Source organism: Dactylosporangium sp. NPDC049140, assembly GCF_040648435.1.
Genome location: NZ_JBEZDS010000029.1, coordinates 22,765 through 48,358 on the forward strand (window position 1 = coordinate 22,765; position 25,594 = coordinate 48,358).

At 75.7% G+C, this 25,594-nt stretch carries 30 protein-coding genes; 20 read left to right on the plus strand and 10 right to left on the minus strand.

Annotated features, from left to right (window positions below; translation table 11 throughout):
* The first annotated feature begins 161 nt into the window (after positions 1 to 161).
* Genes AB0B76_RS35725 through AB0B76_RS35765 form a run of 9 tightly spaced genes read left to right on the plus strand, consistent with a single transcriptional unit; the run spans position 162 to position 7,882 of the window.
* On the plus strand, positions 162 to 617 hold the full coding sequence (locus tag AB0B76_RS35725; RefSeq protein ID WP_360383805.1) for a hypothetical protein: 456 nt from the start codon (positions 162 to 164) through the stop codon (positions 615 to 617).
* Complete coding sequence (locus tag AB0B76_RS35730) at positions 614 to 1,894, plus strand: V-type ATPase 116kDa subunit family protein (protein WP_360383808.1); 1,281 nt, start codon at positions 614 to 616, stop codon at positions 1,892 to 1,894. The genes AB0B76_RS35725 and AB0B76_RS35730 overlap by 4 nt, the downstream gene beginning before the upstream one ends.
* Positions 1,891 to 2,322, plus strand: coding sequence for an ATP synthase subunit C (locus AB0B76_RS35735; RefSeq protein WP_360383810.1), 432 nt, complete (start codon positions 1,891 to 1,893; stop codon positions 2,320 to 2,322). Before AB0B76_RS35730 ends, AB0B76_RS35735 begins: the two co-directional genes overlap by 4 nt.
* Positions 2,323 to 2,324: 2 nt before the next feature.
* Entirely contained in the window at positions 2,325 to 2,561 is a 237-nt protein-coding gene (locus AB0B76_RS35740; protein ID WP_360383812.1) for a hypothetical protein, read from the plus strand.
* On the plus strand, positions 2,558 to 3,052 hold the full coding sequence (locus tag AB0B76_RS35745) for a hypothetical protein (protein ID WP_360383814.1): 495 nt from the start codon (positions 2,558 to 2,560) through the stop codon (positions 3,050 to 3,052). Before AB0B76_RS35740 ends, AB0B76_RS35745 begins: the two co-directional genes overlap by 4 nt.
* Positions 3,049 to 4,782, plus strand: coding sequence for a V-type ATP synthase subunit A (locus AB0B76_RS35750; RefSeq protein ID WP_360383816.1), 1,734 nt, complete (start codon positions 3,049 to 3,051; stop codon positions 4,780 to 4,782). The genes AB0B76_RS35745 and AB0B76_RS35750 overlap by 4 nt, the downstream gene beginning before the upstream one ends.
* On the plus strand, positions 4,779 to 6,164 hold the full coding sequence (locus AB0B76_RS35755; protein ID WP_360383818.1) for a V-type ATP synthase subunit B: 1,386 nt from the start codon (positions 4,779 to 4,781) through the stop codon (positions 6,162 to 6,164). The genes AB0B76_RS35750 and AB0B76_RS35755 overlap by 4 nt, the downstream gene beginning before the upstream one ends.
* Positions 6,161 to 6,769, plus strand: coding sequence for a V-type ATP synthase subunit D (locus AB0B76_RS35760; protein WP_360383821.1), 609 nt, complete (start codon positions 6,161 to 6,163; stop codon positions 6,767 to 6,769). The genes AB0B76_RS35755 and AB0B76_RS35760 overlap by 4 nt, the downstream gene beginning before the upstream one ends.
* Positions 6,770 to 6,826: 57 nt before the next feature.
* Entirely contained in the window at positions 6,827 to 7,882 is a 1,056-nt protein-coding gene (locus tag AB0B76_RS35765; RefSeq protein WP_360383823.1) for a nitroreductase, read from the plus strand.
* 42 nt (positions 7,883 to 7,924) lie between these two features.
* Here AB0B76_RS35765 and AB0B76_RS35770 read toward each other — a convergent pair whose 3' ends face one another.
* A complete protein-coding gene (locus AB0B76_RS35770; RefSeq protein WP_360383826.1) occupies positions 7,925 to 8,935 on the minus strand; it encodes a zinc-dependent alcohol dehydrogenase in 1,011 nt (336 codons plus the stop codon).
* A 76-nt stretch (positions 8,936 to 9,011) separates the two neighbouring features.
* Positions 9,012 to 9,272 carry a hypothetical protein gene (locus tag AB0B76_RS35775; RefSeq protein ID WP_360383829.1) on the minus strand — a complete coding sequence of 87 codons (261 nt, stop codon included), beginning with the start codon at positions 9,270 to 9,272 and terminating at the stop codon, positions 9,012 to 9,014.
* A gap of 192 nt (positions 9,273 to 9,464) precedes the next feature.
* On the opposite strand from AB0B76_RS35775, the gene AB0B76_RS35780 reads away from it, so the two are divergent.
* The 8 genes from AB0B76_RS35780 (at position 9,465) to AB0B76_RS35815 (ending at position 16,338) form a co-directional block, all read left to right on the plus strand.
* On the plus strand, positions 9,465 to 10,313 hold the full coding sequence (locus AB0B76_RS35780; protein ID WP_360383831.1) for a universal stress protein: 849 nt from the start codon (positions 9,465 to 9,467) through the stop codon (positions 10,311 to 10,313).
* Positions 10,314 to 10,414: 101 nt separating this feature from the next.
* On the plus strand, positions 10,415 to 11,326 hold the full coding sequence (locus AB0B76_RS35785) for a universal stress protein (protein WP_360383833.1): 912 nt from the start codon (positions 10,415 to 10,417) through the stop codon (positions 11,324 to 11,326).
* Positions 11,327 to 11,342: 16 nt separating this feature from the next.
* Complete coding sequence (locus tag AB0B76_RS35790) at positions 11,343 to 12,170, plus strand: universal stress protein (protein WP_360383836.1); 828 nt, start codon at positions 11,343 to 11,345, stop codon at positions 12,168 to 12,170.
* Between the two features lie 92 nt (positions 12,171 to 12,262).
* Positions 12,263 to 12,466 (plus strand): DUF1918 domain-containing protein, encoded by a 204-nt coding sequence (locus AB0B76_RS35795; RefSeq protein WP_360383838.1) that lies wholly within the window; start codon positions 12,263 to 12,265, stop codon positions 12,464 to 12,466.
* A gap of 51 nt (positions 12,467 to 12,517) precedes the next feature.
* Positions 12,518 to 12,787, plus strand: a complete 270-nt coding sequence (locus AB0B76_RS35800; RefSeq protein WP_360383841.1) for a DUF1876 domain-containing protein — start codon at positions 12,518 to 12,520, stop codon at positions 12,785 to 12,787.
* Positions 12,788 to 12,877: 90 nt separating this feature from the next.
* Positions 12,878 to 14,692, plus strand: coding sequence for a putative nucleotidyltransferase substrate binding domain-containing protein (locus AB0B76_RS35805; protein ID WP_360383844.1), 1,815 nt, complete (start codon positions 12,878 to 12,880; stop codon positions 14,690 to 14,692).
* 10 nt (positions 14,693 to 14,702) lie between these two features.
* Entirely contained in the window at positions 14,703 to 15,344 is a 642-nt protein-coding gene (locus tag AB0B76_RS35810) for an exonuclease domain-containing protein (protein ID WP_360383847.1), read from the plus strand.
* 100 nt (positions 15,345 to 15,444) lie between these two features.
* Complete coding sequence (locus AB0B76_RS35815) at positions 15,445 to 16,338, plus strand: universal stress protein (RefSeq protein ID WP_360383849.1); 894 nt, start codon at positions 15,445 to 15,447, stop codon at positions 16,336 to 16,338.
* A gap of 4 nt (positions 16,339 to 16,342) precedes the next feature.
* Here AB0B76_RS35815 and AB0B76_RS35820 read toward each other — a convergent pair whose 3' ends face one another.
* Positions 16,343 to 17,350 (minus strand): zinc-binding alcohol dehydrogenase family protein, encoded by a 1,008-nt coding sequence (locus AB0B76_RS35820; RefSeq protein ID WP_360383852.1) that lies wholly within the window; start codon positions 17,348 to 17,350, stop codon positions 16,343 to 16,345.
* Between the two features lie 38 nt (positions 17,351 to 17,388).
* Between AB0B76_RS35820 and AB0B76_RS35825 the strand changes: the two genes are divergently transcribed.
* A complete protein-coding gene (locus AB0B76_RS35825) occupies positions 17,389 to 17,757 on the plus strand; it encodes a nuclear transport factor 2 family protein (protein WP_360383855.1) in 369 nt (122 codons plus the stop codon).
* Here AB0B76_RS35825 and AB0B76_RS35830 read toward each other — a convergent pair.
* Complete coding sequence (locus AB0B76_RS35830; protein ID WP_360383857.1) at positions 17,744 to 18,808, minus strand: hypothetical protein; 1,065 nt, start codon at positions 18,806 to 18,808, stop codon at positions 17,744 to 17,746. The two genes, AB0B76_RS35825 and AB0B76_RS35830, sit on opposite strands and share 14 nt — an antisense overlap.
* A gap of 149 nt (positions 18,809 to 18,957) precedes the next feature.
* Between AB0B76_RS35830 and AB0B76_RS35835 the strand changes: the two genes are divergently transcribed.
* Positions 18,958 to 19,161, plus strand: a complete 204-nt coding sequence (locus AB0B76_RS35835) for a DUF1918 domain-containing protein (protein ID WP_360383860.1) — start codon at positions 18,958 to 18,960, stop codon at positions 19,159 to 19,161.
* Positions 19,162 to 19,189: 28 nt separating this feature from the next.
* Positions 19,190 to 19,864: an aquaporin gene (locus AB0B76_RS35840; RefSeq protein WP_360383863.1), complete on the plus strand. Its 675-nt coding sequence runs from the start codon at positions 19,190 to 19,192 to the stop codon at positions 19,862 to 19,864.
* Positions 19,865 to 19,888: 24 nt separating this feature from the next.
* On the opposite strand, the gene AB0B76_RS35845 is transcribed toward AB0B76_RS35840, so the two are convergent.
* The 6 genes from AB0B76_RS35845 to AB0B76_RS35870 all read right to left on the minus strand — a co-directional run bounded on the left by AB0B76_RS35845 (position 19,889) and on the right by AB0B76_RS35870 (position 25,559).
* A complete protein-coding gene (locus AB0B76_RS35845; RefSeq protein ID WP_360383865.1) occupies positions 19,889 to 20,584 on the minus strand; it encodes a hypothetical protein in 696 nt (231 codons plus the stop codon).
* On the minus strand, positions 20,581 to 21,534 hold the full coding sequence (locus AB0B76_RS35850) for an NAD-dependent epimerase/dehydratase family protein (protein ID WP_360383867.1): 954 nt from the start codon (positions 21,532 to 21,534) through the stop codon (positions 20,581 to 20,583). Before AB0B76_RS35850 ends, AB0B76_RS35845 begins: the two co-directional genes overlap by 4 nt.
* Positions 21,531 to 22,835, minus strand: coding sequence for a nucleotide sugar dehydrogenase (locus tag AB0B76_RS35855; RefSeq protein WP_360383869.1), 1,305 nt, complete (start codon positions 22,833 to 22,835; stop codon positions 21,531 to 21,533). The genes AB0B76_RS35850 and AB0B76_RS35855 overlap by 4 nt, the downstream gene beginning before the upstream one ends.
* A gap of 102 nt (positions 22,836 to 22,937) precedes the next feature.
* Positions 22,938 to 23,843: an endo alpha-1,4 polygalactosaminidase gene (locus AB0B76_RS35860; protein WP_360383872.1), complete on the minus strand. Its 906-nt coding sequence runs from the start codon at positions 23,841 to 23,843 to the stop codon at positions 22,938 to 22,940.
* Positions 23,840 to 24,748 carry an NAD(P)-dependent oxidoreductase gene (locus tag AB0B76_RS35865; RefSeq protein ID WP_360383874.1) on the minus strand — a complete coding sequence of 303 codons (909 nt, stop codon included), beginning with the start codon at positions 24,746 to 24,748 and terminating at the stop codon, positions 23,840 to 23,842. Before AB0B76_RS35865 ends, AB0B76_RS35860 begins: the two co-directional genes overlap by 4 nt.
* Before the next feature lie 82 nt (positions 24,749 to 24,830).
* Complete coding sequence (locus tag AB0B76_RS35870) at positions 24,831 to 25,559, minus strand: sugar phosphate nucleotidyltransferase (protein WP_360383877.1); 729 nt, start codon at positions 25,557 to 25,559, stop codon at positions 24,831 to 24,833.
* Between the last annotated feature and the right edge of the window lie 35 nt (positions 25,560 to 25,594).

A 25,594-nucleotide genomic window follows, 5' to 3' on the forward strand; every position in this document is an offset into this window, starting at 1 on the left:
TCGACCCTGCCCGCGGTGTCGCGGCGCGCCTAGCGTCGTCGGTGGCGGCCCCGCCGTGACGCCCGGCCCGGAGAGGGAAGGTACGTGCCCATGAACGCGCCCAGCGTCGTCGGTGCCCGCCCCGCCGTGACGCCCGGCCCGGGCAGGGAAGGTACGTGCCCATGAACATGCGCGAGCTGTTCCGGAGATTCCGGCCCGCCGGCACGCCCGGCGCGGCCGCCCCGGCCGCCGTCCCGGACGACCCGGCCCGGCGCGGCGCCGCCGAGCTCGGCCGGGTCTTCGCCGCGCTGGCCGGGGCGAACGCCGAGGCGGCCGGGGTCCGCGCGGCCGCCGCGCGGGCGGCCGAACAGCTCGACCGCGACGCCGCGACCGAGGCCGCCCGGATCATCGCGGCCGCGCGGGAGGCCGCCCGGACCGGTCGCGACGAAGCCTTCAGCGCCGTGCTGGAAGACACCCGACGCGCCGGCGCCGCGATCGTCGCCGCCGCCGAGACCGAGGCGGACGCGATCCGGACCCGTGACCCGGCCGGCCTCGACCGCGCCGCCGGCGTTGTCGCGGCGGCGGCGATGCGGGCCGCGGGAACGGACCCGCCGGACGTGGCCCGAGCGCCGTCATGACCGCATCGCGGCTGTGGCCGGTGCGCATGCAACGGGTCGCGCTCGTCGCCCGCGACGAGGATCTGCCCGCCGTGCTGGACGTCGTGGGCGCCGCCGGGGCTGTCGAGCTGGAGCCGCTGCGGACCGCGGACCGCTCACCGGACACCGCGGCCGCGATGGCGGCGGGTGCGGCCGGCCGCGATGGCTGCGCAGCGCTGCCCGGCTGGTGCCCCGCAAACACGCGGGTTGCGCTGGCGGCCAGGATCGCGCCGCTGGGAGGCGCCCTCGTACCGCTGCCGAATCCGCCGGGTGCCGACCCGCCGACCATGCTCGCCCCGGCCGGGCCGGCCCGGCGGGCATTCGCGCCGCTGGTGCGGACGTACGGCACGGTGCCGTACGACGATCTGGATCCCACGCTGCCGGCCGGCATCGCCTACGTGGTGATGTTCGGCATGATGTTCGCCGACGTCGGGCACGGCCTGCTGCTGCTCACCGCGGCGCTCGTCCTGCGCCTGCGTCCGCCGCGCCGGCTCGCGCGGCTGCGCCCGGTGTGGCCGTTCGTGGCGGGCGCCGGTCTGGCCAGCGCCGGGTTCGGCGCGCTGCTCGGCGAGTGCTTCGGCCCGACCGGGCTGGTGCCCGCGTTCTGGCTCGAGCCGCTCGCCGACCCGGTGCGGCTCCTGGTCACCGGCGTGGTCCTCGGCGGGGTCCTGCTGGCCGGCGCCTACGCCGTCGGCGTGATCAACCGCTGGCGGGAGGGCGGACCCGCCGCGGCCCTCTACGCCCCGTCCGGCATCGCGGGCTCCGGCGTCTTCGCGGGCGCGGCCGTGGCCGCCACCGGTTGGTACCTGCGCTCGCTTCCGCTCGCCGTCGCCGGCATTCTGCTCGCAGCCGCCGGCCTCGGGCTCGCCGCCACCGGGCTGCGGGCCGCCGCCGGTGCCGGCGGGGCGGCGCTGGCGCAGACCCTGGTGCAGCTGTTCGACCTGGTGATCCGCATCGGCGCCAATGTGGTGTCGTTCGCCCGGCTGGCCGCGTTCGGGCTCACCCACGCCGCCCTCGGGGCCGTGGTGTGGGCCGGCACCGCGGCCGCCTGGCACCAGGGTGGCGACTGGGTCCCGGTCGCCGTGGTGCTGTTCGTCGTCGGCAATGCCGTCACGTTCGGGCTCGAGGTGCTCGTCGCCGGGGTCCAGGCGCTGAGGTTGGAGTACTACGAGTTGTTCTCCCGGGTGTTCGAGGCGACCGGCCGGCCGTTCCGGCCGTGGCGCATCGCCGCGCCCGCGAAGCAGGAGGTGCCCACATGAACGCCCTCTGGATCACCGGCCTGGCCGCCGTCGTGCCGCTGGGGGTACTGCTGACCGCCTGGCGCCTGCGGCGGAGCCCGCACGCCGCTCCCCGTCTGCGCCGATGGCTGCCCGCGGCCGCCGGAGGCCTCCTCCTGGCGGCGCTGGCCGCGCTGGTCGTCGTCCTGCTCACGCCCGGGGCGGCCGCGGCGTACGCCCCCGGCGCGACCGGCGGCGGGAACTGGGCCGCGCTGCTCGGTGCCGCGATCGCGGTCGCCGGCTCGTCGATCGGCGCCGCGATCGCGGTCGCGTACACCGGTGCGGCGGCGCTGGCCGCGCTGAGCGAGCGGCCCGAGCTCTTCGGGCGGGCGATGGTGATCGTCGGGCTGGCCGAGGGCATCGCCATCTACGGCCTGATCATCGCGATCATCCTGATCGGCAAGGCCTGACGTTGGCCGTCGCAACAGTGGCCGCCATCGGCGCCGAAGCCGCGATCCGCGGGTACGCCGTCGCCGGCGTCACCGTGCTGCCCGCCGGCGACCCGATCGCGGTCCGCGCCGCCTGGCAATCCCTCGACCCGGACGTGGCGGTCGTCGTGCTCACCGCCCAGGCCGCCCGCGTACTCGGGGACGCCGTGGCCGACCCGGCCCGGATGGTGGCCGTACTGCCCGACACGAGCCCGCCATGAGCATGCCGGCCGTCGGGTCCGCGCTCGAGCCTGTCCGGCGGTCGATCGCGGCGGCCGCGGACGCCGACGCCGGGCGCAGCCTGCGCGCGGCCGAGGAGCGCGCAGCGGCGACGCTCGCCCACGCCCGCGCCGAGGCGGACCGGACCGTGCGCGAGGCCCGCGCCGCCGGCGCCGCCGAGGCGAAGGCTCTCGCCGGCGGGGAGCTCGCTCGCCGGAGCCGGCAGGCCCGGACCGTCGTGCTTTCGGCCCGGCGCGAGCGGTACGAGGAGGTGCGACGGCGGGCGCTGCGGCTGTTGCAGCGGGCCGGCCTCGACCCGGTGCTGCGCCGCGGCATCATCGGCGCACTCGGTCCGGACGCGCACATCGCGCCGGCGCCGGGCGGCGGACTCGTCGGCACCGCGGCGGACCGGACGGTCGACTGCTCGCTGGGCGCGCTCGTCGAGCACGTGATGCCGGTGGTGGCCGGCCAGATCGAGGAGGTGTGGACATGAGCGGGACGGTCACCCGCGTCGCCGGACCCCTCGTCGAGTTCGACGGGCCGGACACCGTGGCCATGCACGAGCTGATCGCCCTCGGCCCGCTCGGGCTGCCCGGCGAGGTGGTACGGGTCAGCGGCCGGACGGTGACGGTTCAGGCGTACGAGTACACCGGCGCCATGCGGCCCGGCGACACCGCCCGGCCCCTCGGCCACCCGCTCGCCGCCCGCCTCGGCCCGTGGCTGCTCGGCGGGGTCTTCGACGGGCTGCTCCGCCCGCTGTCCGGGGCGCCCGCGTGGCTGGCGGCCGGGGCCGTCGGCGACGCGCCGGATCCGGCGAGCACCTGGGCGTTCACCCCGACCGCCGCCGCCGGGACGGTGCTCGGACCCGGCACGGTGCTGGGCACGGTGAGCACCGCCGGGACCGTCGACTACCGCGTGCTGGTCCCGCCGGGGACGGACGGACCGCTCGACTGGATCGTCCCGGCCGGCCGGTACGGACCGGACGCCACGGTGGCCGCGGTCGCCGGCCGGCCGGTCGGGATCGGCCTGACCTGGCCCGTCCGCACGCCGCTCCCATGCCGGGAACGACGACCCGCCGACGAGCCGCTGGTGACCGGGCAGCGCGCCGTCGACCTGCTGTTTCCCGTGGCCAAAGGCGGTACCGCGGCCGTGCCGGGCGGCTTCGGTACCGGCAAGACCATGCTGCTGCAGCAGATCGCGAAGTGGTGCGACGCCGATGTCATCGTCTACGTCGGGTGTGGCGAACGGGGCAACGAGATGGCCGACGTCGTGGCCGACCTGGCCCAGCTCAGCGACCCCCGCACCGGCGGCCGGCTGCTGGCCCGGACCACGGTCATCGCCAACACCTCGAACATGCCGATGATGGCCCGCGAGGCGGGCGTCTACACCGGCGTCACCGTCGCCGAGCACTTCCGCGACATGGGCTACGACGTCGTCCTGATCGCCGACTCGACCTCCCGCTGGGCCGAGGCGCTGCGCGAGTTCGCGTCGCGCACCGGCGCGCTGCCCGCCGAGGAGGGGTACCCCGCCGACCTCGCCTCGGCCCTCGCCGCGTTCTACGAACGCTCCGGCGCGGTCACCACCCTCGGCGGCGCGGCCGGCAGCGTCACCATCCTGGGCGCCGTCTCGCCTCCCGGCGGCGACCTGACCGAGCCGGTGACGGCCAACACCGAGCGGTTCGTACGCTGCCGCTGGAGCCTGGACCGCGATCTCGCCTACGCCCGGCACTATCCCGCCGTGTCCTGGTCGGGATCGTTCTCGCGCGACGCCACCGTGGCCGCGGCACATCACGCGCGCCGGGGCGACGGCGACTGGGCGGTCCGCCGGACGCGGGCGCTGGCGCTGCTGGCCGAGGCCGACCGCATCGGCGCCCTCGCCGACCTCATCGGCGTGGCCGGGCTGCCGGGCGGCGAGCGCGCGACCCTCCTGGCCGGTCGGCTGGTGAGGGATGCGGTACTGCAGCAGAATGCGCTCGTCGACAACGACGCGTTCTGCACCGCCGGCAAGGCCGCCGCGTTGCTTTCCGCTGCGCTGGCCGCCGGCGAGCGCTGCCGCGACCGGGCCGCCGACGGTGCCGATCTGTCCCGGCTGGAGCAGGTCGACTTCGGCCCGCTGCTGCGCGCCGGTGCGGAGACCGCTCCGGACGACGCCGCCGGGGTCACCGGCCGCCTCGCCGTCGTCCTCGCCGCCGTGGACGCCGCCACGACGGGAGGGAAACCGTGAACGCGTGGCCGGCGGTCGAGCACACCGGCATCCGCGAGCTGCACGGCCCGTTGGTCGTCGTCGGGGACGTCGACGGTGTGGGCTACGACGAGGTGGCCGAGATCCGGCTGCCGCACGGCGAACGCCGGCACGGCGTCGTGCTCGAGGTCGACCGGGATCTCGCGATTGTCCAGGTGCTGGAGGGCACCGCCGGCATGGCCCGCGCCGGCGGTGGCGTGGCCTTCGCGGGTACGCCGATGCGGATCCCCGTCGGCGACCAGTGGCTGGGCCGGGCGTGCAACGGCCGCGGCGAGCCGATCGACGGGGGCCCGCCGATCGTCGGCGACCGCACCGCGGCGGTGGCCGGCGCCCCGATGAACCCGGTGCTACGCGAGCCGCCGGCCGACCCGGTGGTGACCGGCGTGTCGGCGATCGACGCGCTGACCACCCTGGTCCGGGGCCAGAAGCTGCCGGTGTTCGCCGTCGCCGGCCTGCCCTACCTGGAGCTGGCCTGCCAGGTCGCCGCGCAGGCCGACACGGCCGGGAAGCGGTTCAGCGTCGTGTTCGCCGCGATGGGCCTCACCCACGCTGACGCGGGCTACGTCCGCGACGCGCTCGCCGAGCGGGCCCGCGAGGGCGAGCTGGTGATGCTGCTCAACACCGCCGACGACCCCGTCATCGAGCGCATCCTCACGCCGCGGCTCGCGCTGACGGTGGCCGAGGATCTCGCGTTCACCGGCGGCCGGGAGGTGCTCGTCGTCATGACCGACATGACCAGCTACGCCGAGGCGCTGCGGGAGGTCTCGGCGGCCCGCGGCGAGATGCCGGCCCGCCGGGCCTATCCCGGGTGCCTCTACAGCGACCTCGCCTCGCTGTACGAGCGCTGCGGCCGGCTGCGTGCGCACCCGGGCTCGGTCACGATCATCCCGGTGCTCACGATGCCCGCCGGCGACATCACCCACCCGGTACCCGACCTCACCGGCTACATCACCGAGGGCCAGGTCGTGCTCTCGGCCGAAGCCCACGGCCGCGGTGTGTATCCACCGGTCGAGCCGCTCGCGTCCCTGTCGCGGCTGATGCGCCACGGCGCCGGCCCGGGCCGCACCCGCGCCGACCATCTGCCGGTCGCCGCTCAGCTGACGGCCGCCCTGGCCCGGGCGGCCCAGGCCCGCGAGCTGGCCGACCTGGTCGGGGTCGCCGGCCTCGCCGAGGCCGACCGCCGGCACCTCGGCTTCGCGACCGTGGTCGAGCGGGAGCTGCTCGGCCAGCGCCCCGACGAGCGGCGCGATCTCGACGACACGCTCGACCGGGCGTGGCGGGCGCTGCTCGTGCTGGACGACACCGATCTGACGATGCTGCCGGCGGCGCTCGTCGCGCAACATCGCCGGGAGCCGGCGCCATGAGCGGGGTCCGGGGTGCTCCGCCGGGCCGGGCCGGGGCCCTCTGGCTGCGCCGGCGCCTCGCCGTCGCCCGGCGCGGCAGCGACGTGCTGCGCCGCAAGGTCGCCATGCTCACCGCGCAACGGCAGCGGCTCCGGGAACGGGCCGACGCGACAGGCCTCGAGCTGGTCCGGGCCGACGCAACCGCGCGGACGTGGCTGCGCCGGACCGCGGCGCTGGACGGGGCCGACGCGTTCTGCGCCGCGGCCGCGGACGCTCCCCCGCTGACGTTCGTGCCGCGCTGGATCACCCTGCTCGGCGTCCGTTGCGCGGAGCCGCCGGATCTGCCCGGCGCCGGCGCACCCCCGATGGCATCGGGCGGTGCGGCGCTCGCCGCCGCGGTCGCCGCCTATCGCGATGCGGCGGCGACCGCCGTGCGGCACGCGGCCGCCATGCACGCCCTCATCAGCGTCGAGACCGCGCTGTCGGCCGCGCGGCAGCGGGTGCGCGCGCTCGAACGGCGCTGGATACCCCGGCTCGAGGCCGGGCTCGCCGCGACGGAGTCCCAGCTGGCCGAGCTGGAGGTCGCCGACACCGTACGACGGATCCGTGCGGTCCCGCGACGGTGATTGCGGCCCGGAATGGGCAGATCGTGGGCCGGTCCCGACGACACCGAGGAGATGGCCATGTCCGCACACGCATCCAGTCCGGCCACGACGTACCGGGTCGGACCGGTCGGCCGGGAGCTCACCCGCGCGGCGGCGGCCGCGTTGCACGCACCCTCCGTCCTCAACACCCAGCCGTGGCACTGGCGCATCACCCACGACACGGCGCTGCTGTATGCCGACCAGCGACGGCGGCTGGGCACCCTCGACCCCACCGGCCGGCTGCTGGTACTCAGCTGCGGCGCCGCGCTGCACCACGCCTGCGTGACACTTGCCGCCGACGGGGTGTACTTCGAGGTGGACGCGCTGCCGACCGGCGGCGACCCGGACCTGCTCGCGGTGGTGCGGCACCGCGGCGCGGCCGAGCCCTCCACCCGGGCGCAACGCATGCGCCGGGCCATCCACTCGCGCCGCTCCGACCGGCGCCCGTTCGCCGACCGGCCCGTTCCGGAGCCGGCGATCGAGCGGCTGTGCGTGGCCGCCCGGCGCACGGAGGCGCGCCTGCAGATGGTCTGGGCCCGGGATCTCGGCGATCTCGCCCTGGCCGCGGGCGAGGCGGCTGACGCGCAGCTGGCCGATCCCGAGTACCGTGCCGAGCTCGCCGCGTGGATACGGGCTCCGGGCGAGGGCCACGACGGCGTGCCCGTGGACACGCTCGCGCCGCTGGGTGCGCGCCCGGTCCCGGTGCGCGACTTCGCCGCCGCGGGCGCGGCCGCGACCATCACCAGCCGGGTCGACATCGCCGACCGGCAGGCCCGCTACGGCATCATCGTCACCGACGGCGACGGGCAGCATGACTGGCTGACCGCCGGCGTCACCCTCTCCGCGGTCCTGCTCACCGCGAGCGTCGAGCACCTGGCCGCGTCGCCGATGAGCGACCTGGTGGAGCACGAGGTCGCCCGCGGCACGCTGCGGCGGATGCTGGGTGGCGTCGGCTACCCCGCGATCGCGGTACGGATCGGTGTTCCGGCGCCCGGCGAGCCGCCGCACCCGGCGCCCCGCCGCCCGGCCGCCGAGGTCATCGAGGTGGTCGCCGACGAGATCGTGAACCCCGCACCGGGCCCGGCCGGCGGGTGACGGCCCGCGAGGTGGGGTGGCGCGGGCCGTCACCCGCGGCGTTCAGAACTCGAACACCAGCCGGGCCGGCACCAGGCCCGCGAGTACCTCCTCGAAGCAGGCGTTGACGTCATCGAGCTTGCGGGTCTGCGTGATCACGCGGGTCCGCCCGGCGGCGTGCAGCGTGAACACCTCGGCGAGGTCCTGCCGGGTGCCGACGATCGAGCCGATGATGGACCTGCCGCCGAGCACGGTGTCGAAGATGGGAACCGGGATGACGCCGCCTGCGGGCAGGCCCACGCAGACGAGCCGGCCGCCGCGCGACAGTGACTGCAGCGCCTGCTCGAACGGCTTCCCGGTGGCGGCGAGCACCACGGCGACGTCCGCGCCGCCGATCGCGTGGATCTCCGCGACCGGATCGGTGGCCCGGGCGTCGACCAGGTGGTCGGCGCCGAGCTGACGGGCCAGCTCCAGCTTGGCCGGCTCGATGTCCACCGCGGTGACCAGGCCACCGACGATCCGCGCGTACTGCACCGCGAGGTGTCCAAGTCCGCCGATGCCGAACACGGCCACCCGCTCGGCCGGGCGCACCCGCGCCACCTTGATCGCCTTGTACGTCGTGACACCGGCACAGGTCAGCGGGGCGGCGTCCAGCGAGGACACCCCGGCGGGCACCTCGACCACACCGCGCGCGTAGGCGGCGGCGAACTCCGCGAACGCCCCGTCGACGGAGTACCCGCTGTTGAGCTGCCGCTCGCAGAGCGTCTCCCAGCCGGTCAGGCAGTACCGGCAGTGGCCGCACGCGGCGGCCAGCCACGGGATCGCGACCCGCTTGCCCAGCCACTCGGCGGAGACGCCGGCGCCGATCGCCTCCACGTCGCCGACCCCCTCGTGGCCGGGGACGAACGGCGGCACCGGCTTGACCGGCCAGTCGCCGCGCGCGGCGTGGATGTCGGTGTGACACAGCCCGGACGCCTGCATCCGGACGATCAGCTGGCCCGGTCCCGCCACGGGCACGGGGCGCTCCTCGATGTGCAACGGCCGGCCGAACGCGGTGACGACTGCCGCCTTCATGACGATCACTTCTCCTTCGCAGGATGTGGCCCGGGCGGGCGGCCCGGCGTCGGGCCGCCCGCCCGCTGACAACCGATCAGCCGCCGAGGGGGGCGACGACCGGCGATTGCGTGCGCATCGGCGGGCCCGAGCCCGCGGACGGCCCGGGCGGGCGCTGATCGCCCGGCCGGCCGGTGAACAGGATCGCGGCGTACGCGACGAGCGTCAGCACGGCGAACGCCACCCACAGCACCGCCAGCACCACGTAGTGCGGGACCAGCAGCAGCCACTTGACGAGCCACAGCCAGCGGCGGCCGGGTTCGGAATGTGCGGTCACCCGCACCGGCGAGTGTCCCACGGCGTCCTCCTCGGCCTCGCCTGCTTGTCCTCCGGCTCCACCGTGGCCGCCCCGCCGCCGCGGCGCACCGGCCGAAGGTCCCGCGCGCAGGAGTCCGGGGGCCCGGCGGGCGGGCCGATCGCCCCTGCCGTTCGCGCGCCGCTCGTGCCACGGTGGAAAGTGAACCAACCGTCCCTGGATCGGGAGGGCGCCATGATTGCCAGCCGCCGCCCAGTGATCGTCGGCGTCGACGGGTCACCCGCCGCGTTCGGCGCGGTGCGCTGGGCCGCCGACGAGGCGATGCGCCTCGGTCAGCCGCTGCGCATCATCCACGCCCTGGAGGTGCACGGCCCCTACGAAGAGGTCAGCGACGAGCACGGCCTCGCCATCGAGGCCGCCAACGAGATCCGCCACTGGCAGCCCGGCCTGGAGGTCACGACCACCACGTGGCACGGCGAACCGGCGCGGGTGCTCATCGAGCAGTCCCGCTCCGCGAGCCTCGTCGTCGTCGGCAGCCGCGGCAGCGGAGGCTTCCACTCGCTGCTCGTCGGGTCGGTCGGGGTGCACCTCGCCTCCCACGCGCACTGCCCGGTGCTCGTCGTGCACCACGCCGAGCGGTGGGCGGGCCCGGAGTCGCCGCTGCCGCAGCGCGAGCCGATCGTCGTCGCGGCCGACGGGTCCGACGACGCCGAGTACGGCCTGAGCCTCGGGTTCGCCGAGGCGGCGTCCCGCGGTGTCGCCCTGCACGCGATGCGGACCTGGCACGAGCCGGAGCACCGCCGGGGCCGCTCCGCCGACCCCGCCGGACTGGCCGCGGCCGCCGAGCGTGCGCTCACCGCCGACCTCGAGCCCTGGCGGGGCAAGTTCCCCACCGTCGAGGTCGTTCCCCGCGTCGAGCACTGCCCCACCGTCCCGGCGATGCTGGACGCCGCCCGCGACGCGCTCATGTTCGTCATCGGCGCCCGCGGTCACGGCGGATTCCCCGGCGTACGGCTCGGCGCCGTGGCGCTGCAGGTGCTCGAGCACGCCGGCACGCCCGTGCTCGTGGCCCGCCGCTCCTGAGCGGCCCGGCGGCCGCACAGGACGAGCCCACCGGGCCGGCCATGGCTGCCCGGGCGGGCCTTGGCGCACGATGGAGTGAGGCGCCCGAGGAGATGATCGTCATGACGATGACCGCGGAGACCACCTACGAGGCACACGGCCACACCGCCGGCCGCCGCATCGCCGTCGGCGTCGACCTCAGCCCCGGCGGGCTGGCCGCCCTGTCCTGGGCGACCGAGGAGGCCATCGCGTCCGGCGCCCGGATGACGATCTGCCACGCCCGCGCCCCCGGCGACCCGCACGCCGCGGCGCCCGACCTCGACACGCTGATCCTCACCCATCCGGACCTGGTGCGCCGCGTGCGTTGGTGCCGCCAGATGCTCGGCGGGAACAACGTGACCCTCGAGCTGCCGCTCGACGACGTGACAGCAGCGCTGCTGGAACTCAGCGAGCGCGTCGATCAGCTGGTGCTCGGCGCCGACGGCGACGTCCGCCACCGGCACCGGACCCGCATCGCCCAGGTCACCGCGGGCGCGATGTGCCCGGTCGTCATCGTCCGGCCGGTGCGGGTGCATGGGAACGCACCGTTCGCCGGCCATATCGTCATCGGTGTCGACGGATCGCCCGGGTCGGCGGCGGCGATCCGGTTCGGCTTCGGCCATGCGCGGCGGCACCACCGGCCGGTCGCGGCCGTCCACGTCGACAACCAATGGCCCGGCGACTACTGGTTCGACGAGCAGTGCCTCGAAACGCACTTCGCCGCCGAGCCGGCCGCCCTGGAGCTGCTGGCCCGCGAGATCGAGCCCGTCGCCGCCCGCCATCCGCACGTCGCCGTCAAGCGGGCGGTGTTCGGCGGCGACCCGGCCGCCGGGCTGCGCCACGCGGCGACCGGCGCGGCCCTGCTGGTGCTGGGCCGGCACGGCCACCAACTTCCAGCGCTGCTGCGCCTCGGATCGGTGAACCACGCGTTCACCGATCGGGCCGACTGCGCGGTGGCGATCGTGCCGGAGCACGCGGCGGCCGGCCGAACCTGAGGAGGTGGCCCCCAGCATGCACACGGACCCTGCGGTGGTCGTCGGCGTCGACGGCTCGGCGCAGAGCGCCTCCGCCGTGGACTGGGCCGCGGCGGACGCCGCCCGCCGGCGGCGCCCGCTGCGGATCGTCCACGCGTACCTGTGGCCGGTGCTGCACGCGCCGCTGGGCCTGCCGATGCCGCTCGGCTACGAGCGGCTGATGCGCGAGATGGCCGGCGACATCGTGCGCGAGGCCGTCACCCGCGCCACCCGCATCGCACCGTCGCTGGATGTCTCGATCGACATGCCGGTGCAGCAGGCCGCCGCCGCGCTCGTGGAGGCGTCCCGGCACGCCGACCTCGTGGTGGTCGGCAACCGCGGGCTCGGGGGCTTCACCGGCCTGCTGCTCGGCTCGGTCGGAGTGGCCCTGGCCGCGCACGCCGTCTCACCGGTCGTCGTCGTCCGGCCCGGCCGGTCCCCGGACGACCGGAGGGCCGGCCGGGTGGTCGTCGGCCTCGACGGATCGCCGGACGCCGGGCGCGCGCTGCAGCTCGCTCTCGAGCAGGCGTCCGTCCGGGGCTCCGGCCTCACGGCCGTGCGCGCCTGCCGCCGGCCCGAGGACGGCCTGGACGGCGATGCCCTCGTGGCGTCGATCGCCGGCCGGGCGGCCAAGTATCCGGATGTCAAGATCAACCCGGCCGTCGTGCCCGGCCGGGCGGCCGCGGTTCTCGTCGAGCGGTCGGCCGGTGCCGAGCTGCTCGTCGTGGGCTCCCGCGGGCGCGGTGGCTTCACCGGTCTGCTGCTCGGCTCGGTGAGCCAGGCGGCCATTCACCACGCGGCCTGCCCCGTCGCCGTCGTCCGCTGATCGGGGACGCGGCGACCAGGGACTTTCGGCCTTGTGCGGTGCGCTGCGGCGCAGGTAGTCATGGAGAAGACACGACGTGTCCGGAGGTAGCCATGAACGCGAATATCGGTGACCGGATCGTGCTGGAAGGCACCCATCTCGGCGACGCCCGCCGCGAGGGCGTGATCGTCGAAGTGGCGCACGGCGACGGTACGCCGCCGTACACCGTCGAGTGGGCGGACGGCCGGCGCACCGTCGTCTACCCGGGGCCGGACGCCCGCATCGGTGACACGGCCGCGAGCCGGGCCGGCCGGTGACGAGCACGAGGCGAACATGTGGAGAGCGCGCCGGAGAGGTTGGAGGTCATCATGCTGGTAGCGAAACAATGGACGGTCGAGATCGCCATCGGTGAGCACGACGGCAACACGGCCGCGGAGGCGCGGCTGCACACCGAGGACGACACAGACCTGGTCGGCAGCGGCAGCGCCCGGCTGCACCCGGCCGACGAGGACATACCCGAGATCGGCGACGAGGTGGCGGTGGCGCGGGCGCTCAGCGACCTGGGGCACCGGCTGCTGCTGACCGCCGCGGCCGACATCGAGGCGGTGTCCGCGGAGCCGGTGCGGCTGACCTGGTGACCGTGCCGGCCGCCGTCCGGTCCCTGGTGCGAGCCGCGCCGGTGGTGTACAACCGGCACAGGCCCACCAGGCGGCCGGAGGGCGGACCGCATGCGGGAGTTCGCTGAGTTCCTCGGCGCACAGGCGCCGTTCGACACGCTGGACACCGACGACCTGGCCCGCCTCGTCGCGCACGCCGAGGTCGAGTACTTCGCGGCCGGGGCGACCGTCGTCACCGAGGGCGAACCCCTCACCCACCTGTGGGTGGTCCGCACCGGCGCCCTCGAGGTCGTCGAGGCGGACCGGGTCGTGGATCTGCTCGGCACCGGCGACACGTTCGGCCAGGAGTGGCTGCTGTCCGGCCTGGCGCCGCCGATGCGGGTGCGGGCCCACGAGGAGAGCCTCTGCCTGCGCATCCCCGACCCGCGCGGCTACCTCGCCCACCCGGATCGGCTGCGCTACTCCGCCCGCCCGGACCGGCGGACCAGCACGGTCGGGCTCGCGCGGACCGGCCAGCCGCTGGGCCGCGTGATGCGCCCGATCGTGTGGTGCGACGCGACGGAGCGGGTTCGCGACGCCGCCGAGCGGATCGGCGCCGCCGGGCTGTCGTGCGCGCTGGTGCGCACCGGCACGGCCGCGGGCCCGGGAATCGTGACCGACCTCGACTTCCGCCGCCGGGTGGCGACCGGTGAGGTCGGCATCGACGATCCGGTGGCCGCGCTCGCCTCGACGCCGGCGCTGACCGTCGAGGAGGACGCGGCGCCGGCCGGCGCGCTGCTGCGGATGCTCGAGCACGGCGTGCACCACCTCGTGGTGACCGGCCGCGGCGGCGAACCGGTGGGCGTGCTGCGGGCGGTGGACCTGGCCGGGGCGGAGGTGCGCGACCCGCTCGTGGTCCGCTCGGCGATCGCCGACGCCCGCGACCCCGGGGAGCTGGCCGCCGCGTGCGAGCTGCTGCCCGCGATGCTCGCCGAGCTGGGCGCGAGCGGCGTGCCCGCCACCCAGATCGGCGCCATCCACGCGGCGGTGGTCGACGCGGCGATCCGGCGGACCATCCGGCTGCTCCCCCACCCGGCCCTCGACGGGCTGCGGCACTCGTGGGTGCTGCTCGGCTCCCTCGCCCGCCGCGAGCCGCTACCGCTGTCCGATGTGGACACGGCGCTGATCTGGGCCGACCCGCCCGCGGGCACCCCCGACCCGGCGGCGGCGATCCGGCCCGAGGCGCGCGACGTGCTGCGGAGCCTGCAGCGGTACGGGTTCACGCTGTGCGGCAACGGCGCCAACGCCCACAACCCGGTGTTCAGCCGCGCCCGCTCCGCCTGGATCGCCGCGGCCCGCGACTGGCAGCACGACCCGACCCTCGAGAACGCCCTGCTGCTGTCGGCGATGGTCGCCGACAGCCGGCCGCTGACCAACCCGCGGCTGGGCGAGTCGCTGACCGAGACGATCCGCTCCCACACCCGCACCAGCCAGTTCCTGCGGGCCCTGCTCGACGAGGCGCTGCACTGGCGGCCGCCCACCGGGTTCTTCCGTGACTTCGTGGTGCAGCACAGCGGCGAGCACCGCGGCCGGCTCGACCTCAAGCCCGGCGGGCTCACCCCGGTCGTATCGCTGGCCCGCTGGATCGCCATCGCGGCCGGCGACGCCACCGGCACGACCGTCGAGCGGCTGCGCCGCGGCGCCGCGCTCGGCCTGCTCACCGGCGACGAGGCGGAGACGCTCGCGGGCGGGTTCGAGAGCATCTACGACCTGTTGCTGCGCCACGAGACCCGGGCGCTGGGGGCCGGTGCGTCGCCGGCGTCGACGTTCATCGCCCCGAAGGAGCTCGACTCGCTCACCCGGCGGCACCTGCGTGAGACATTCCGCGCCATCGCGCTCGTCCAGGCCCGCGTGGACCGCACCTGGCTGCAGCGGCTGCCGGGCTGAGGGCCCGGCGATGCGACTGCGGCCCACGGTACCGCTGCCGGCTCCCGGCCCGGACACACCGTGGCGCGCGGCCGAGTTCTGCGTCATCGACCTCGAGGCGACCGGCCTCGACCTGCGCCGCGACGAGATCGTGTCGTTCGGCGCCGTCATCGTCCGGCACGCCCGCATTCCGTGCGGGGAGACGGTGTACCGCCGGCTGCGCCCCTCCCGCCCGATCTCCGTCGCCGCGATGACCGTCCACGGCCTGCGCGGCGCCGACCTCGCCGACGCCCCACCGCTCGACGACGTCGTGGACGAGCTCGCGGGCCTGCTCGCCGGCCGGGTGCCGGTCGCCCACGCGGCCTGGGTCGAACGCGCCTTCCTGGACCGCGCGCTGCGGCCGCGTGGCCGGCGGCTCAACCGGACGCTGATCGACACCGCCGTGCTCCTGCGCGCGGCGCGGCTCGCCGACGCCGCCCCCGGCCGCGAGCCGAACCTGGAGTCCGCGGCGCGGCGGCTCGGCCTGCCGGTGCACACGCCGCACCACGCGCTCGGCGACGCGTTCACCACCGCACAGCTGCTGCTCGCCCTGGCCACCCGGCTGGAGGACGGCCGGCGGCCGCTCACCGTCGGCGATCTGGACGCCGTGACCCGCCACCACCGGACCGCCTGACGCGCCACCGCCGCAGCGCGGCCGCGCTCACCCCCGGGGCATCACCCGCGACCGCGCAACGCTGAAAGGGAACAGACACCCGGACAGCCAGGAGGTCTCCATGCTTGCGGAGCACAGCGTCGTCGTCGGCGTCGACGGTTCCGAGTCGAGTCTCGACGCCGTCGCCTGGGCGGCGGCCGACGCGTCGCGGCGCGCCCGGCCCCTGCACATCCTGCACGCGTTCCTGTGGCCCGCGACGTACGCGCCGATCACCGCGCCCATGCCGGTGAGCGCCCCCCACGAGGAAAGCGCGCGGCAGGCCGGCGAGCAGACCCTCGCCGCCGCGGAGGCCCGGGCCCGGACGGTGGCGCCCGGCATCCGGATCACCACCGCCACGCAGGTGCAGTCGTCGGCACCCGCGCTGCTCGAGGCCTCCCGGCACGCCGGCGTCCTCGTGGTCGGCAGCCGGGGCCACGGTGGCTTCGCCGGGCTGCTGCTGGGCTCGGTCGGCGTGGAACTGGCCGCGCACGCCGAGTGCCCGGTCGTCATCGTGCGCCACGAGGAGCGGCCGGCCGGACCCGAGGCGGGCCGGGTGGTCGTCGGGGTCGACGGCTCGGGCGACTGCGACGATGCGCTGCACTTCGCGTTCGAGCAGGCGTCATACCGCGGCGTGGGCCTGACCGCCGTGCTCGTGTACGAGTGGCCGGCGTCGACCGGCCCCGCCCGCGGCATGTGGCCGCCGGCCGCCGACGCCGACGCGGTGCGCGAGGAGCACGAGCGCGCGCTGGTCGAGTCCGCGAGCGGGTGGGCGGAGAAGTACCCCGACGTCGACTTCCGGCCCGCCGTCGTGAGCGGCCGCCCGGGGCCGGCCCTGAACAACCGGTCCGCGGGCGCCGAGCTGCTCGTCGTCGGCTCCCGCGGCCGGGGCGCGTTCACCGGGATGCTGCTCGGATCGGTGAGCCAGACCGCGATCCACTACGCCGGCTGCCCGGTGGCCATCGTCCGCCAGCACTGAAGCGTCAGCCGGCCGGTGGGAAGGAGAGCACGGCGGCCCCGGAGACGCGGTCGGCGGCCAGGTCCGCGAGAGCCTCGCCGGCCGCGTCCAGCGGGTAGGGCGTGGTCGCGACCCGAAGGTGGTGCCGCTGCGCGAACTCGAGGAACTCCCGGCCGTCCCGGCGCGTGTTCGCGGTGACGCTGCGCAGCGTGCGCTCCTGGAACAGGTGCTCCTCGTACCGCAGCGGCGGGATGTCCGTCAGGTGGATCCCGGCGACGGCCAGGGTGCCGCCCCGGTCCAGGGCCGCGAGCATCGGCGGCACCAGCGTGCCCACGGGCGCGAACAGGATCGCCGAGTCGAGCGGCTCCGGCGGGGCGGTGGCCGAGGCCGACGCGGCGCCGAGCGACAGGGCGAGGTCGCGAGCGGCCTCCGTGCGCGACACCACGTGTACCGTCGCACCCTCCGCGATCGCGACCTGGATGGCCAGGTGCGCGGACGCGCCGAAGCCGTAGAGGCCCAGCCGGCCGCCCGGGGGCAGCTCGCTGCGGCGCAGCGCCCGGTAGCCGATGATCCCGGCGCACAGCAGCGGCGCGACCTCCTCGTCGGTGTAGCCGGTGGGCAGCCGGTACACGTAGGCGGCGGGCGCGACGCAGTACTGCGCGTACCCGCCGTCGGCGTCCCAGCCGGTGTACTGCGAGTACGGGCACAGGTTCTCCGCGCCCCGGCGGCAGTACCGGCAGCGTCCGCACGTCCGCCGCAGCCAGGCCACCCCGACGCGGGTGCCGACCGCCGGCTCGGACACGTCCGCGCCGACCCGCTCGACGGTGCCGACGACCTCGTGCCCGGGCACGGTGCCGGGGCGCCGCGGCGGCAGGTCGCCCTCGGCCAGGTGCAGGTCGGTGCGGCAGACGGCGCAGGCCCGCACCCGCACGAGCACCTCGTCGGCGGCCGGCTCGGGCACGGGGATCTCCACGCGGCGCAGCGGCTTCCCGGCGATCGGCCCGGGCGCGTGCACCTGCCAGGCGGTCATCATGGTGCCATGCTGCCCGGACCCCGGCGGATAATGCACCCATGACCGACTCCCAGGCCCTGTTCGAGGCCGAGCGCCGCCTCCAGGCCGCCCAGCGCGCCGGCGACGTGGCCGCGCTCGACACGCTGCTCGACGACCGGCTGATCGCCATCGGCCCCGACGGCAGCAAGGTCACCAAGGCCGACGACCTGGCCGCCCACCGCAGCGGCACGTCGGTCGTCACCGGTCTCGTGGAGGAGGATCTCGACCTGCTCCTGATCGGCGATCTGGGCGTCACCTTCTTCCTCGGTACCGTCACCGGCACCTACGACGGCGCGCCGTTCGACGCCCGGCTGCGCTACACCCGCACCTGGGCCCGCGACGCGGACCTCGGCTGGCGGGTCGTCGCCGCGCACATCAGCCCCGCCTGAGGCCCCCGGAGGCCGGGAGCAGGCGCGGGCCCGCGGCGGCGCCGAGCAGGGCGAGGCCGCCGAGCAGCAGCGGCGTGAGCACGAGGCCGGCGATCAGGTTGCCGCCGATCGCGTCGCCGAGCACGTAGCTGGCGACGTCGGGGTAGCCGCTGTGCGGGAACGCCGCGACGTCGTACGCGGTGCCGAGCGCGAACCGCCCCTGCCCGAGCACGACGCCCACGCCGAGCGCGAAGTGCAGCGGCGCGGCCAGCACCACGGCCAGCCACCCGGCCCGCACGCCCGCCGCGCGGTCGTCCGCACGGAGCGCGGCGCCGACCGCCACGAACAGCACCACGGCCGCGGCAACGGGCGGCACCAGCGGCGCGACCCCGCCCGTCAGGCCCGGCGCGGTCCAGGCGACGGCCGCCGCGACGGCGCCGCCCAGCCCCCACCACAGCACCGCGGGCGTGTCCGCGCCGCCCCGGGGCCGGGCCAGCGCGACGACGAGGTACGCGGTCAGCACGAGCGCGAAGATCACCGTCAGGACGTGGGCGTCGTCGGCCGTCGCCGCCGGGTGGACCGCGGCGATGGCGACCACGACGGCGACCGCGGCGGCGACGCCGGCCAGCGCCGTGCCGGCCACGACCCGCTCGTGCGCCGTGCGGGCCGGGCGCGGATGCCGGGCGGCCGCGAGGGTGGCGTACCCGCCGAGGAGCCCGCCGAGCACGGTGATGAACAGCCACAGGCTCGGCACCGCCCGCGCGGCGGCCAGGCTGCCCGTCGCCGCACCGGCCAGCCCCGCCCCGGCGACGAGGGCGACCCGGGCGCGGCGCTCGGGCGGCGGGAACAGCCCGACCCACAGCACCCCGGCGGCGAAGCGCCGGCGGGCGCCGGGGCCGTCGATGTGGCCGAGCTCGGCGAGCATGGCTCGGCCCCACTCGCGGCGGTGCGACGGCAGCCGGCGGACCGCAAAGGCGGCGACCCGCGCCGGCAGGTCGCCGCGGTCCCGGCCGGACAGCAACCAGACCGCGGCGACCACGATGAGAACCACGAGCACGACGAAGACCGGCATCACACGCTCCGAACCCGAGTTGAAGGGCCGCGGGATAACTCTATATAGCAAGAGTTATCCCGGCAAGTCCCGCGGCCGGTCCTGTGTGCGGCGGCGCGGCGCGGGTAGTCGAGTCCGGACGTGACGTCTCTGGAGGTGGCGAGGTAGCCATGAACGCAAATGTCGGTGACCAGATCGTGCTGGAAGGCAACCACGTCGGCGACGCCCGCCGCGTGGGTGTGATCGTCGAGATCGGGCACGGCGACGGGACGCCGCCGTACACGGTGGAGTGGGAGGACGGCCGGCGTACCGTCGTCTTCCCGGGGCCGGACGCCCGGATCGGTACCGCGACCGTCGGGCACCGGTCGGCCTAAGTCGGCCGCCGCGGGGAAGAAACGCCCCATGCATCGGTATGGAGCCTATGCGACCGAGTTCGTCGGAGCCTTCTTCCTGCTGTTCACCGTCGGCACGAGCGTGCTGTCGAACGCGCCCCTCGCGCCGCTGGCGATCGGGGCCGTGCTCATGGTGATGGTCTACGCGGGCGCGCACGTGTCCGGCGGGCACTACAACCCGTCGCTCACCCTCGCCGTGCTCGTGCGGCGGCGCATGGCGCGGCCCGACGCCATCGCCTACTGGGCGGCCCAGGTGCTCGGCGGCGTCATCGGCGCGGCGTTCGCGCTCTGGGTCGTCAACCCCGCGGCCGTGGGCCAGCTCAACCCGGACGGACGGCAGCTCGCCGCGGCGCTGCTGGCCGAGTTCCTGTTCACGTTCGCGCTGGCCTACGTGATGCTCAACGTGGCCACGAGCCGCAGCAACCCGAACAACTCGTTCTACGGCCTCGCGATCGGCTTCACCGTCGTGGCCGGCGCGATCGCGGTCGGCCGCGTGTCCGGGGCGGCGTTCAACCCGGCGGTCACCCTGGGGCTCACCGCGATGGGGCTGCTGCCGTGGTACCTCGCGCTGCTGTACCTGCTCGTCCAGCTGCTCGCCGGCGTGGCCGCGGGCCGCGTCTTCCTGATCCTGAACCCGGACGAGGCCCGCGCGGTGCACGAGGAGCCGGTCGGGGCCGAGCGATGAAAGCGCACGGCCCCGACCAACGGTTCACACGAGCGACAGCGCCCGGTCGCTGATGACGCACTGCATGCCGAAGAGCGCGGCGCGGCGGCGGGCGAAGTCGGCCAGGCCGGGCGAGTCGGCGTAGTCCAGCGCGTACAGGTCGACGCCGTAGCGCGGCAGCTCCTCGGCGACCCGGGCGTGGCCCTCGAGGATGTCCGGCGGCCACGGCGCGTACCCGTCCGCGGTCCAGCGGGCCGAGAACGACTCGAAGAGGATGCCGTCGACGTGCCCGGCCAGCTCCGGCAGCAGCCCGAAGCCCCGGTTGGCCAGCACGTAGCCGGAGCCGGGCACCGCGCGGATCGCGGCGACGAGCTCCATCAGCGCCGGTAGGTCCTCCGGGAACGTCAGCTCGACGTTGAGCGTGTCCAGGAACAGCCCGGCGAAGCCCGCATCCACGGCGTCGCGGGCCTGGCCCAGCACGTGCTCGCGCCAGCCGGGGTGCCCGACGTGCACGAACGCGCCGCCCCAGTCCGGGTTGCGCTCCGCGCGCTGCCACGGCGCCGGTGGGCCCTGGTCCTCCGACAGCGACAGGTACGCCAGCGGTTCGGTGCCCGCCGCGCGCAGCCGGTGCAGCTCCGGCGGCCGGTAGAACTCCGGCTGCAGGACCGCCCGCGGGTAGTCGGCCAGCTCGGCGACCCGGCCGGTCCCGTAGTAGAACACGATCGGCGGCGCGTCGCTCATCGGCGGTACCACTCGACGGTGCGCCGCACGCCTTCCTCCAGCGGCACGGTCGGCTGGTACCCGGTCAGGTCCCGCAGCAGCGTCAGGTCCGGGCAGCGCCGGGTGACCGCGCCGGGCGCGCCCGCGGCCGGCTCGATCTCGGCGTCGGCGCCGGTGAGCCGCAGGACGAGCTTGGCCAGGTCGGCGATGCCGGTCTCGGCGGTGTCGTCGCCGATGTGCACGATCCGGCCGTCCGCCCGCGGGCTGGCCATGAGGCGGACCATCGCCTCGACGGCGTCGTCGACGTAGCAGAAGGCCCGGGTCTGGTCGGCCCCCGGCACCCGCAGCGGCCGCTCGCCCCGCAGCGCGCGCAGGGTGAGCTCCGGGATGGCGTGGTCGGTGCCCATCCGGGGCCCGTACACGTTGTGGAACCGGCCCACCACGGCCCGGAAGCCCTTGGCCCGCGCGCCGTGGACGACGGCCGCCTCGCCGAGCAGCTTGCTCACCGCGTAGGCGTAGCGCGGGGCGGTGACGTCGCCGACGGTGACCGGTACCGACTCGCCGGTCGGCACGGGGGCGATCCCGGCGTCGACGGCGCCCGCATAGACCTCGCTGGTCGAGGCGAAGAAGACGTGCTCCCCGGCCGCGACCCAGTCCAGCAGGTGCAGCACGGCGAGGCTGTTGACGCGCACCACCCGGGCCGGGTCGGCCTCGACGTTGCGCACCCCGACGACGGCGGCCAGCAGGTAGATCTGGTCCCAGCCGTGCGGCAGCACCCGCCACGTGGCCGGGTCGGTGAGGTCGCCGTGCTGGACGCCGAGGCGCGGCCCGCGGGCCAGCTCGCCGAGGTCCAGGTCGTTGCGGCCGCGGGAGAAGTCGTCCACGATGGACACCTCGCAACCGTCGTCGAGCAGGCGGCGGGCCAGGTGCAGGCCGATGAAGCCCGCCCCGCCGAGCAGCAGCGCCCTCATGCGAGCACCCCCTGCGGCTGGTAGCCGATGCCGGCGTAGCGAACGCCGGCGGCCCGCAGCGCCTCCTCGTCGAGGATGCGCCAGGAGTCGAAGACGACGGCCGGGTGCCCCACGCCGAGCACGGAGTCGGGCTCGATCGCGCGGTAGTCGGGGTGGTCGTTGACCAAGAGCACGGCGTCGGCCTCGCTGAAGGCCTTGTCGATGCTGATCGGCTCCCCGCCGTACTGCCGCATGACCGCGTCGGAGACGAGCGGGTCGTGGCCGAGCACGGTGAGGCCCGCCGCGGAGAAGACCGGCATCATCGTCGCGATCGGGGTGCCGCGCATGTCGTCGGTGGCCGGCCAGCCCTTGTAGGCCCAGCCCAGCACCGCCAGCGTCATGCCCTCCGTGCCGCCGCACTCCTGCCGGATGAGCTCCACGACGGTCCGCGCCACGTGCACCGGCATGAACTCGTTGAGCCGGCGGGCCGGCTCGATCAGGAACGGCTGCCGGTCGCCGCTCTCGCTGAGCATGATGTACGGGTCCTTGGACAGGCAGCCGCCGCCGACGTACCCGGGCCGGGCGAGATCGGGCCGCGGATAGTCGAGGTTGGCCGCGCCGATCACCTCGAGCGGGTCGAGGCCGTGCCGCTCGGCGATGAGCGCGACCTCGTTGCCGTACGCGTAGATGACGTCGGTGTGGCAGTTGTTCGACAGCTTCACCAGCTCCGCGGTCTCCAGGCCGGAGACGGGCACGAGCCGCTCGGCGAGCCCGCCGAACAGGTCGAGCCCGTCGAGCAGGCTCTCCTCGTCGAGGCCCCCGACCACCTGCGGCAGCTCCACGAGCTCGCGCAGCGCCTGGCCCTGGATGGTGCGCTCGGGCGCCATCACGAGCCGGGCCTCGCCCCACGCGGCGCGCAGCGGCGGCAGGACGATGCGCCGGCTCGCGCCGACCGGCACGGTGCTGCGCACCACGACGAGCGTGCCGGGCGTGCACGCCTCGGCGACGTGGCGGGCGGCGGCGGCGAGGCTGGTCAGGTCGGGCCGGCGGGTACGCTCGTCGACCGGCGTGGACACGCAGATCACGGCGGCGTCGACCGCGCCGTTGGGCAGGGCCGTGTCGACGAAGATGTTCCGCCCGACGTGCTCGGCGAACGCCTCGGCGACGCCGGGCTCGTAGATGTGCGGATGGCCGCGGTTGAGCGAGTCGACGACGGCCGGCTGCACGTCCACGCCGTGGACGGTGAAGCCTTTGCGGGCCAGGGCGGCGGTGAGGGTCAGGCCGACGTAGCCCATCCCGATCACGCCGATGCTGCGTGCCATGTGCGGTGTTCCTCTCGGTGTTGATTGCCCCGGTGCTGGTTGTCCGGTGCTGGTCGTCCGGTGCTGGTCGTACGGTGCTGTATGTCCGGTGCTGGTTGCCGGTCAGCCGCAGGGCGCGGCGACGCGGTCGAGCTCCCGGGTGGTGACGGTGCCCAGGAAGCCCTCGGTGCGGTAGCGGGTGCAGGCGTCGCGCACGGCGGCGGGGCGCCGGGCGTAGTCGACGGCGAGCACCAGCTTGCCGGCGTCGCGCAGGGCGCGGGCGTCGGCGAGGTTCTCGGCGCAGTAGTCCTCGGTGCAGGGCCGGTCGGTGGCGCGGAAGAACAGCTCCTCCATGCCGATGCCGTCGATCGCGTCGGTGTAGCCGGGGTAGCGGCGCAGCTCGGGCGAGTTCTGCGGTACCACCCAGAAGCCGGGCCGCCGCTCGCGGGCGTACCGGCCGATCCGGTCGACGAGCCCGACCATCGCCAGCGCGAGACGCTCGCGGGTCCAGCCGGGGGCCAGGCCCAGGTCGAGCTCCTCGTAGGCGAGCGGGGTGTCGAGGTACACGCCGTCGAAGCCGGCGGCCAGGGCCCGGTCGAGGCGCGGCCGCACGACCCGGTCCCACCACCGCTCGTCCCAGTACCGCACGAAGTACTCGTCCGGCCAGTCCTCCCAGCGGTTGAGCACGAGGTCGCCGGCCTCGCGGGCCAGCGCCGGGTACTCCGGCCGGAACTTCTCGACGCTGCCGATCTCGAAGTACGCCAGGACGCGCTTGCCCGACGCCCGCAGCGCGGCGATCTCGTCCGGCCGGAACCAGTTCGAGCCCGCGTCCCGGGCCAGGTCGATGACGGCGAGGCGCTGCGGGGCCCGCGCGATCGCCGCGAGCCCGTCGTCGTCGTAGCCCTGCAGCTGGTACACCCAACCGTCCCCGGCCACCGGCGAGCCGTCCTGACCACCGCCCGAGCAGCCCGGGACGGCGAGCGCGACGGTCGCGGCGAGCGCGGCCCCGCGCGCCAGCGAGCCGTTCACCGCCCCGCGCCGTCGAGCGTGGCCCAGATCTGCTTCACCGACTCGGCGAGGGTGTGGGTCGGCACCCAGCCGAGCACCGCCTCGGCCCGGGTGATGTCGGCGCGGATCCAGTCGACCCCGGCCGACCGGGCCGGACCGGCCCCCTGCTCCATGATCGCGCCGCTGTACCCGGCCGTCTCCGCCAGCCGCCGTACGGCCTCGCGCGCGGTCACGGCGCGCCCGCTGCCGATGTTGACGACGCCGGCGCCGGGCTCGGACGCGGTGGCCGCGGCCGTGACCGCCGCGGCCACGTCGCGCACGTCGACGAAGTCGCGGTACGCGCCGAGCGGCCCGAGCAGCACCTGTCCGGCCGCCCCGGCCAGCGCGTCGCGGATGAGCACCGCGGCCCGGCCGAGCAGGTTGTCGCGGTTGAGGTTGGGCCCGATCGGGTTGAACAAGCGCAGCGTCACCCCGTCGACCTGCCCGGCCGCGGTGGCCAGCTGCAGCAGGCGGGTGCCGGCGAGGTGGGTCGTGCCGTACTCGCCGACCGGCGCGCACGGGTGGTCCTCGGCGACGCTGACGCCGTGCGCGACCGGGCCGTACTCCCCCGCCGAGCCGAGCCGGACCAGCCGCGCGCCCGGGGCCGCGGCCGCGACCGCGTCGATGAGCCGGACGGTCGCCACCGTGTTGGCCTCGAGCAGGTCCAGGGCGGTGCCGCCGAGCCGGCCGGTGCAGTTGACGACCACGTCGGGGCTCGCCTGGCGCACCAGCGCGGTCAGGGCGGCGATGCCGCCGGTGACGAGGTCGTGTTGCGCGCGGCCCGGACTGGTGAGGCTCGTGACCCGCGGGTCGGCGGCGAGCGTGGCGGCGACGCTGGAGCCGACGAAGCCGGACGCGCCGAACAGGAGGATCCGCAGTCGCTTCACGCCGCCACCTCCGCAAGCTCCGGCGCCGGCGCGAACAAACTGTGCCGCTGGTGAGCGGCCCCTCCACTCCGCTCCGGACCGCTCACGCCGCCACCTCGCTGCGCACGGGAAGCAGGGCCGGCTCGAGCTCGCCGAAGCGGCGGTTGGCCTCGTCGTACTCCTCGGGCCGCCCGATGTCGAGCCACACCCCCTCGAAGTCGTAGCTGTCCGGGAACTCCCCCTGCCGCAACAGGTCCTGGATCAGCCGGTCGAAGCCGAGGGCCAGGCCCGGCGGGTACGGCTCCAGCGTCTTGCGGGCCATCCCGTAGATGCCCATCGAGACGCGGTGGCGGTACGACGGCTTCTCGGTGAAGCCGACGACCCGGTCCTCGACGACGTCGAGGACGCCGAACTCCATCCGGGTCGTCTGGGCCGCGGTCGCGATCGTCAGCGGCGCCCCGCCGCGGCGGTGCCGGGCCAGGAGGTCGGCGAAGTCGAGGTCGGTGAGCAGGTCGCCGTTCATGACCAGGAAGTGCTCGGGCAGCTCGTCCTTGACGAGGAACAGCGGACCGGCGGTGGACAGTGGCACCCGCTCCTCGGCGTAGCTGACGTCGAGGCCCCAGCGCGAGCCGTCGCCGACGAACGCGTGGATGAGCGGGCCGAGGTGGTTGATGGCGAGCGTGACCGAGGCGAAGCCCCGGGCCGCCAGCTGCTCCAGGAGGATGTCCAGGATCGCTCGCCGCTCGCCGATCGGCATCAGGGGCTTGGGCAGGGCGGTGGTGAAGGGGCGCAGCCTCACGCCCTTGCCACCGGCCATGATGACCGCGTGCATATGGTTTCCCGCTTTCGAATTGAAGTCCGACGGTG

Excerpts from the sequence above, each read along its gene's own strand:
- AB0B76_RS35725 (WP_360383805.1), top strand. The coding sequence starts at position 162 with ATGAACATGCGCGAGCTGTTCCGGAGATTCCGGCCCGCCGGCACGCCC.
- AB0B76_RS35730 (WP_360383808.1), top strand. The coding sequence starts at position 614 with ATGACCGCATCGCGGCTGTGGCCGGTGCGCATGCAACGGGTCGCGCTC.
- AB0B76_RS35735 (WP_360383810.1), top strand. The coding sequence starts at position 1,891 with ATGAACGCCCTCTGGATCACCGGCCTGGCCGCCGTCGTGCCGCTGGGG.
- AB0B76_RS35745 (WP_360383814.1), top strand. The coding sequence starts at position 2,558 with ATGAGCATGCCGGCCGTCGGGTCCGCGCTCGAGCCTGTCCGGCGGTCG.
- AB0B76_RS35750 (WP_360383816.1), top strand. The coding sequence starts at position 3,049 with ATGAGCGGGACGGTCACCCGCGTCGCCGGACCCCTCGTCGAGTTCGAC.
- AB0B76_RS35760 (WP_360383821.1), top strand. The coding sequence starts at position 6,161 with ATGAGCGGGGTCCGGGGTGCTCCGCCGGGCCGGGCCGGGGCCCTCTGG.
- AB0B76_RS35765 (WP_360383823.1), top strand. The coding sequence starts at position 6,827 with ATGTCCGCACACGCATCCAGTCCGGCCACGACGTACCGGGTCGGACCG.
- AB0B76_RS35770 (WP_360383826.1), bottom strand. The coding sequence starts at position 8,935 with ATGAAGGCGGCAGTCGTCACCGCGTTCGGCCGGCCGTTGCACATCGAG.
- AB0B76_RS35780 (WP_360383831.1), top strand. The coding sequence starts at position 9,465 with ATGATTGCCAGCCGCCGCCCAGTGATCGTCGGCGTCGACGGGTCACCC.
- AB0B76_RS35785 (WP_360383833.1), top strand. The coding sequence starts at position 10,415 with ATGACGATGACCGCGGAGACCACCTACGAGGCACACGGCCACACCGCC.
- AB0B76_RS35790 (WP_360383836.1), top strand. The coding sequence starts at position 11,343 with ATGCACACGGACCCTGCGGTGGTCGTCGGCGTCGACGGCTCGGCGCAG.
- AB0B76_RS35795 (WP_360383838.1), top strand. The coding sequence starts at position 12,263 with ATGAACGCGAATATCGGTGACCGGATCGTGCTGGAAGGCACCCATCTC.
- AB0B76_RS35800 (WP_360383841.1), top strand. The coding sequence starts at position 12,518 with ATGCTGGTAGCGAAACAATGGACGGTCGAGATCGCCATCGGTGAGCAC.
- AB0B76_RS35805 (WP_360383844.1), top strand. The coding sequence starts at position 12,878 with ATGCGGGAGTTCGCTGAGTTCCTCGGCGCACAGGCGCCGTTCGACACG.
- AB0B76_RS35810 (WP_360383847.1), top strand. The coding sequence starts at position 14,703 with ATGCGACTGCGGCCCACGGTACCGCTGCCGGCTCCCGGCCCGGACACA.
- AB0B76_RS35815 (WP_360383849.1), top strand. The coding sequence starts at position 15,445 with ATGCTTGCGGAGCACAGCGTCGTCGTCGGCGTCGACGGTTCCGAGTCG.
- AB0B76_RS35820 (WP_360383852.1), bottom strand. The coding sequence starts at position 17,350 with ATGATGACCGCCTGGCAGGTGCACGCGCCCGGGCCGATCGCCGGGAAG.
- AB0B76_RS35825 (WP_360383855.1), top strand. The coding sequence starts at position 17,389 with ATGACCGACTCCCAGGCCCTGTTCGAGGCCGAGCGCCGCCTCCAGGCC.
- AB0B76_RS35830 (WP_360383857.1), bottom strand. The coding sequence starts at position 18,808 with ATGCCGGTCTTCGTCGTGCTCGTGGTTCTCATCGTGGTCGCCGCGGTC.
- AB0B76_RS35835 (WP_360383860.1), top strand. The coding sequence starts at position 18,958 with ATGAACGCAAATGTCGGTGACCAGATCGTGCTGGAAGGCAACCACGTC.
- AB0B76_RS35840 (WP_360383863.1), top strand. The coding sequence starts at position 19,190 with ATGCATCGGTATGGAGCCTATGCGACCGAGTTCGTCGGAGCCTTCTTC.
- AB0B76_RS35845 (WP_360383865.1), bottom strand. The coding sequence starts at position 20,584 with ATGAGCGACGCGCCGCCGATCGTGTTCTACTACGGGACCGGCCGGGTC.
- AB0B76_RS35850 (WP_360383867.1), bottom strand. The coding sequence starts at position 21,534 with ATGAGGGCGCTGCTGCTCGGCGGGGCGGGCTTCATCGGCCTGCACCTG.
- AB0B76_RS35855 (WP_360383869.1), bottom strand. The coding sequence starts at position 22,835 with ATGGCACGCAGCATCGGCGTGATCGGGATGGGCTACGTCGGCCTGACC.
- AB0B76_RS35870 (WP_360383877.1), bottom strand. The coding sequence starts at position 25,559 with ATGCACGCGGTCATCATGGCCGGTGGCAAGGGCGTGAGGCTGCGCCCC.